The sequence below is a fragment of the Marinilabiliales bacterium genome, assembly GCA_007695015.1.
Lineage (GTDB): Bacteria > Bacteroidota > Bacteroidia > Bacteroidales > PUMT01 > PXAP01.
Genome location: REEN01000089.1, coordinates 1 through 5,272, shown reverse-complemented (window position 1 = coordinate 5,272; position 5,272 = coordinate 1). Strand labels below are relative to the sequence as shown.

Below are 5,272 nucleotides of genomic sequence, written 5' to 3'. Positions count from 1 at the left end.
AGCACTCCGTCACATCAACCTTATCGACATCGGCAGTAAGCTCATCAGGCTCGGTGAGCGTAACCGCCTCCAGAAATATCTCACAAGCAGGGAAGTTCGCATCCCTCATCCAAACCTGGTAAGTGGCGGCGCCAAGTCCCCCGAAAGAGGCATCTGACTGCCAGTCCACACCGTCATCAATTGAAAACTCATAATCGCCGCTGCCGCCCGTGGCGCCCGATACCGTTATAGAACCGTCATCAGCGCCATTGCAGGTGATCACGGTAGAACTTACCGAACCCTGAAGCTCAGCAGGCTCAGTCAGCGTAATCTCATCAAGGAACATCATGCAGCCAGGGTGCTCCTCATCCCGCATCCACACCCGGTAGGTGCCGGGAGTCAGGTCTGTGAACACTGTCTCCGACTGCCACGTTGTGCCGTTATCATTTGAAAACTCATAATTTCCGCTGCCGCCCGTGGCGCCCGACACCGTTATAGAACCGTCATCAGCGCCATTGCAGGTGATCGGTGTGGAGGAAACCGAGCCGTCAAGCTCATCAGGTTCGGTCAGAGTCACCTCCGCCAGGAACATTCCGCAATCCGGAAAATCAGAATCACGCATCCAAACCTGGTAACTGCCGGCGCCAAGACCCTCAAACAGAACACTAACCTGCCATGAAGCACCACCATCAATCGAAAACTCATAATTGCCATAGCCGCCCGCCGCATCGGAAATACTGATCTCACCGTTGGTGTTGCCATGGCACTCCGTCACATCAACCTTATCGACATCGGCAGTAAGCTCATCAGGCTCGGTTAGCGTTATCTCATCGAGAAATTTCTCACAGTCCGTGAAATCAGCATCACGCATCCATACCTGGTAGGCCCCGGCTCCAAGTGCCCCGAAAAAGGCTCCGGATTGCCAGGTGGAACCATCATCAATAGAAAACTGGTAATTGCCCCATCCGCCAGAAACACCCGAAACCGTTATTGAGCCGTCATCAGCGCCGTGGCAGGTTATGACCGTAAAGCTGACCGAACCCTGCAGTTCTGCAGGCTCATTAATGACCACTGTTTCAAGAAAAACCTCGCATGCGGTAACATCGGCATCCCTCAGCCATACATGGTAGGTCCCGGCCGGCAGGCCGGTAAACTCCGCCGCTGACTGCCACGAAAGTCCGTCATCGGCCGAATACTCAAAATTCCCGGCCGACCCACCCGTGGCACCACTCACGGTAATCGTGCCGTCAACAGCCCCGGAGCAGGTAATGTCTGTTTTAGACACATCAGCCGCCAGGTCGCTGTACACCTCAACAGTTATATCCTCTGCAGCCCAGCAGCCATACTGATCCTCTACCCGGTAATTCAGATCATAACTCCCAATCACATCGACCGTAAAAACAGGATCCACAATATCGTCGGCATTCAGGTAAATGACACCCGTGCCCGACCACAAATGGGTGTAGCTTAAATTACCTCCCGACGGATTACCATCGAACTGGAGTATGTTCCCGGCACACATGGTTGCCGGTTTGGGTGTCACATCGGTAACCAGCGGATCGGGCTGATGGACAAATATGAAATCGCTGATTCCCCGGAACTCGTTATCAATAACCGATACGTTATAAAAACCGGCCTGAAGTCCGGTAAATACGTGGGAAGTATTATTGGTCGAAATACTGCCGCTGCCTACGGGTCCGCTGTAGGAATAATAGTAAGGAGGCGAACCCCCTGTAACCTCTATCCTGATCCTGCCGTTACTCTCGCCGTGGCACCTTACAGAGTCAGCTTCGAGCAAAACCAGCTCAAGATCTGAAGCATAGACAGATGCCCGGCCAAGCAGAAATAATGGGAACAGAAATAATATATAAATGTATATATGCCTCATATACAAATCATTCCACAAAACAAACAAAAATGCCGGCCTCTATACCAGCCTGATTCATAAAACTATCTACGGATTTCCATTACCTAAAGTTACAGCAATATTTACATTAATCATAAAAATCCGTAGGTTTATCCAACGAAAAACACATCTTATCAAAAAAATCACCAGACAGGTATGCCTGGCACTTATAGACTAACACACTGATATCCAAACTCATTTATTAAAGTTGTTCAGAAACCGAAAAGAAGCGCCGGGTGATATATCTCACCGGCACGAGTGCCGCAAAGAAACCTATCAGCAGCACGGTAAGAAATACATAGATAAAATCGGTAAACTGCAGCTCAACCGGGTAAGCATCGATGATAAAGGTGCCGCTGCCATATAGCTTGACCACCCCGAACTCCATCTGCACCACACAAATTGCGAGTCCGATTAACAACCCCGCCGCCGCCCCAACAACCGAGATCATCCAGCCCTCGAACAGGAAGATTTTCCTAATCATATTTTCCGTGGCGCCCAGGCTCTTAAGCACGGCTATATCCTTTTTCTTCTCGATGATCAGCATGGTTATCGACCCGATAATGTTGAACGACGCCACAACCAGGATAAAAGCAAGGATCAGGAATATGGCCCACTTCTCCGACTGCATCACCTTGTAGAGCCATTCCTGCTGCTGGTAACGGTTCAGCACCCTGAATTCATCGCCCAGTATCTCCTGCAGTTCATCCTGCACATCGCTTTCGCGGAAACCGGGGCTCAGGCCCAGCTCCACCGATGTCACCTCTTCCCTGAATTCAAGTATCTCCCTGGCAAAGTCAAGCGGCACGAGCAGGTAGTTCATATCGGTCTCCTGTTCCACGGAGAAGACCCCCGAGGGATATATGAGCCTCCTGTTGAAAGCCCTGTCGGGGTTCATTGTAATACCTGCAGTACGGCTGGGAATATATATCTCCAGGGGTGTCAGGAAGCTCAGGCCCACGGCCAGCACATTGGCCACTCCCCTGCCCAGCACTGCGAAGTTATTACCCATGTCATCCTTCAGCATCAGGCTCCCCTCCATCATCATCCTTTGGAGTTCGCTATGCTCCGTGAAGTTCTCCTCCACCCCCTTCATGGTGGCGATATGCTGTCTTTCGCCATACATAAGCAGTGCGTTCTCTTCCAGCACCTCAGTAAAATAGAGCACCCCGGGATGCTCCTTTATTCTTTCAAATCTTTCGTCGCCTTCCACCGAAAAGGTCTTTCCCTCGACAAGGGTTATCTCCAGCTCCGGATCAAAAACGCTGAACAGCGATTTCAGCAGGCTGTCGAACCCGTTGAACACCGAGAGGATCACTATGAGCGCCATGGTGCCGGTAGCCACGCCCACCACCGAGATGCCGGAGATGATGTTGATGACGTTGTGTGACTTTTTCGCTACCAGGTAGCGCTTTGCTATATAGAGAGAGAAGTTCATTTCACGCTTCATGATTATACTGTTGACCTCACGGGCAGTCCCGTTACTTTTTGAGCTGCTTGTTCCTTCACCCGCCGGTTTTTCACCTGACCGCCCTCACCAGCAGTCCGGTCCCCGTCCTGTTACGAGTGTAAATATCGCAAAAATTGAGTGCCAGGGCAACAGGGAATGTCAGTAAATAGTATACCGGAAGAACCAGGAAAAAAATCTTGCTCCTGTTAAGCAGCCAGATCGGGTATTTCATCGACAGCCTCCATGAAATGCTGCCCCAGCGGCCGTAGGTATAATGTGTCTCCACACTGCTGAAGCCCGCACTGGTGAGCTTACCGGCAATCTCCTCCCTGCCGTACCCGTCTCTTACATGTTCGCCTATAAAGGAGTGGTCGCCGTCTCCGTGAACATCCGAGCCTCCCTGGTCCGATGGTGTCGATATGATCAGCGTACCGCCCGGTTTGAGAGAGCGGCAGATATTCGACATCACCCTTACATCATCTTCAATATGCTCCAGCACATCGATGCACAGCGCCAGGTTGTAGGTGCCGGGTTCTCTGAACTCCAGCAGGTCGGCCTTTTCAAAGATTACGCGGGGGGCGGGGGTGTTGCCCGGGGCGGGGCCGGCATCAACGCCGGAAGCGGCGCCGGGAGCAGCGGCCGTGTCGGGAGTGTTGCCCGGAGCGGGAACGGACGCGGCGCCGGGAGCATTGGCCGGGGCGGGACCGGCATCAACGCCGGACACGGCGCCGGGAGCAGCGGCCGTGTCGGGAGTGTTGGCCGGGGCGGGACCGGAAGCATAGCCGGAAGCTGCGGCCATGGTGCCGCCGGTTGCGGGGTCAGTCCCGTTGCCGGCTGTTCTGAAGAACCTGTTGCAGATTTCAACCTCCTCCTCCTTCACGTCAATGCCCTTTACCCGGAAGTCCTTCCTTAGCCTTGACACGAACCACACGTACTGTCCGAAACCCGATCCTGCGTCAAGCACGCAGGCACCGCCTGGTGCAGTGCGGGCCCACCGCCTGATCTCCCTCCTGACGTGCCATGACCTTAGCAGCAGCACATTGAGCAGCCTGTAAAACAGAACTCTTGCCGGTTTGCAGCAATTGAAAATCCTGCCGGCATCCTTTTTTACCGGATCATAATCCATTCTTAACATGAAAATATGGCGCCGGGCATCCGGGGCCGGTTAACAACAATTTATCTGTGTGCAGGGGTTTACCGGAGCGCGGCACCGTCAGGCCGGACCGGCTGTGGTACGATAATGTCAGGCAGAGCCGGTTGAAGTGCAGTGACGGCCGGCACGCGAAGCCTGTAACAGCCCCGGTAACATCTGACCTGTCACGGCTTGAGAAGCTCATCAATTCTCCTGGCATAATCAATACTGTCGTCAATGTAGAACTGCAGCTCGGGCACCAGTCTTAACTGGTTTTTCACCCTCCTGCCCAGCTCATGCCTGATCGTTTTTACCTGCATATTGGCCTCTTCAAACATCTCCTGTGACCTCTCGGGAGGGAAAAGGCTCAGGTAAACCTTGGCAAGTGACAGATCGGGCGTCACCCTGACAACGGTGACCGTGATCATGCCACCACCAAAAAGGTTACTTCCCTCTTTCCTGAAAATATCGGCCAGCTCCTTTTGAAGCAGCCTTGCCACCTTACTTTGCCTTTGTGATTCCATAATGGCAAAGATAAACATTTCCTGTGGCCGGCCATACTCAAGGGAGGCACTCATGTAATTAATGCTGACAATTTCCAACAATTGATTAATTTTGCGCAGGCTTCCCCTGAAGGTGAGACAGGTTACTGCAAAGGTGGAACAGGTTCGCCTAAAGGGAAAGGGGGGACACCTCCCCGGAAGGAAGAGCAACTTCCCCGGAAGGGGTAACAACTTCCCCGGAAGGGGAAACAACATCCCCGGAAGGGGTAACAACTTCCCCGGAAGGGGTAACAACTTCCCCG

Annotated in this window: 6 protein-coding genes; 2 read left to right on the top strand and 4 right to left on the bottom strand. The window is 52.9% G+C overall.

Annotation, left to right across the window (positions count from 1 at the left end; all coding sequences use genetic code 11):
* On the bottom strand, positions 1 to 1,867 hold a 1,867-nt coding region (locus tag EA408_12295; protein ID TVR69751.1), incomplete at its 3' end, for a hypothetical protein.
* On the opposite strand from EA408_12295, the gene EA408_12290 reads away from it, so the two are divergent.
* The gene (locus tag EA408_12290; GenBank protein TVR69750.1) at positions 1,851 to 2,063 is read left to right on the top strand and encodes a hypothetical protein; all 213 of its coding nucleotides are present in this window, start codon (positions 1,851 to 1,853) and stop codon (positions 2,061 to 2,063) included. The genes EA408_12295 and EA408_12290 overlap by 17 nt on opposite strands.
* Positions 2,064 to 2,087: 24 nt before the next feature.
* On the opposite strand, the gene EA408_12285 is transcribed toward EA408_12290, so the two are convergent.
* The 3 genes from EA408_12285 to rbfA form a co-directional block, all read right to left on the bottom strand.
* On the bottom strand, positions 2,088 to 3,335 hold the full coding sequence (locus EA408_12285; protein ID TVR69749.1) for an FtsX-like permease family protein: 1,248 nt from the start codon (positions 3,333 to 3,335) through the stop codon (positions 2,088 to 2,090).
* Positions 3,336 to 3,405: 70 nt separating this feature from the next.
* Positions 3,406 to 4,461, bottom strand: a complete 1,056-nt coding sequence (locus tag EA408_12280; protein ID TVR69748.1) for a methyltransferase domain-containing protein — start codon at positions 4,459 to 4,461, stop codon at positions 3,406 to 3,408.
* A 191-nt stretch (positions 4,462 to 4,652) separates the two neighbouring features.
* The gene (gene rbfA / locus EA408_12275; protein TVR69752.1) at positions 4,653 to 4,991 is read right to left on the bottom strand and encodes a 30S ribosome-binding factor RbfA; all 339 of its coding nucleotides are present in this window, start codon (positions 4,989 to 4,991) and stop codon (positions 4,653 to 4,655) included.
* 91 nt (positions 4,992 to 5,082) lie between these two features.
* Between rbfA and EA408_12270 the strand changes: the two genes are divergently transcribed.
* A partial coding sequence (locus tag EA408_12270) for a hypothetical protein (GenBank protein TVR69747.1) occupies positions 5,083 to 5,272 on the top strand: 190 nt, incomplete at its 3' end.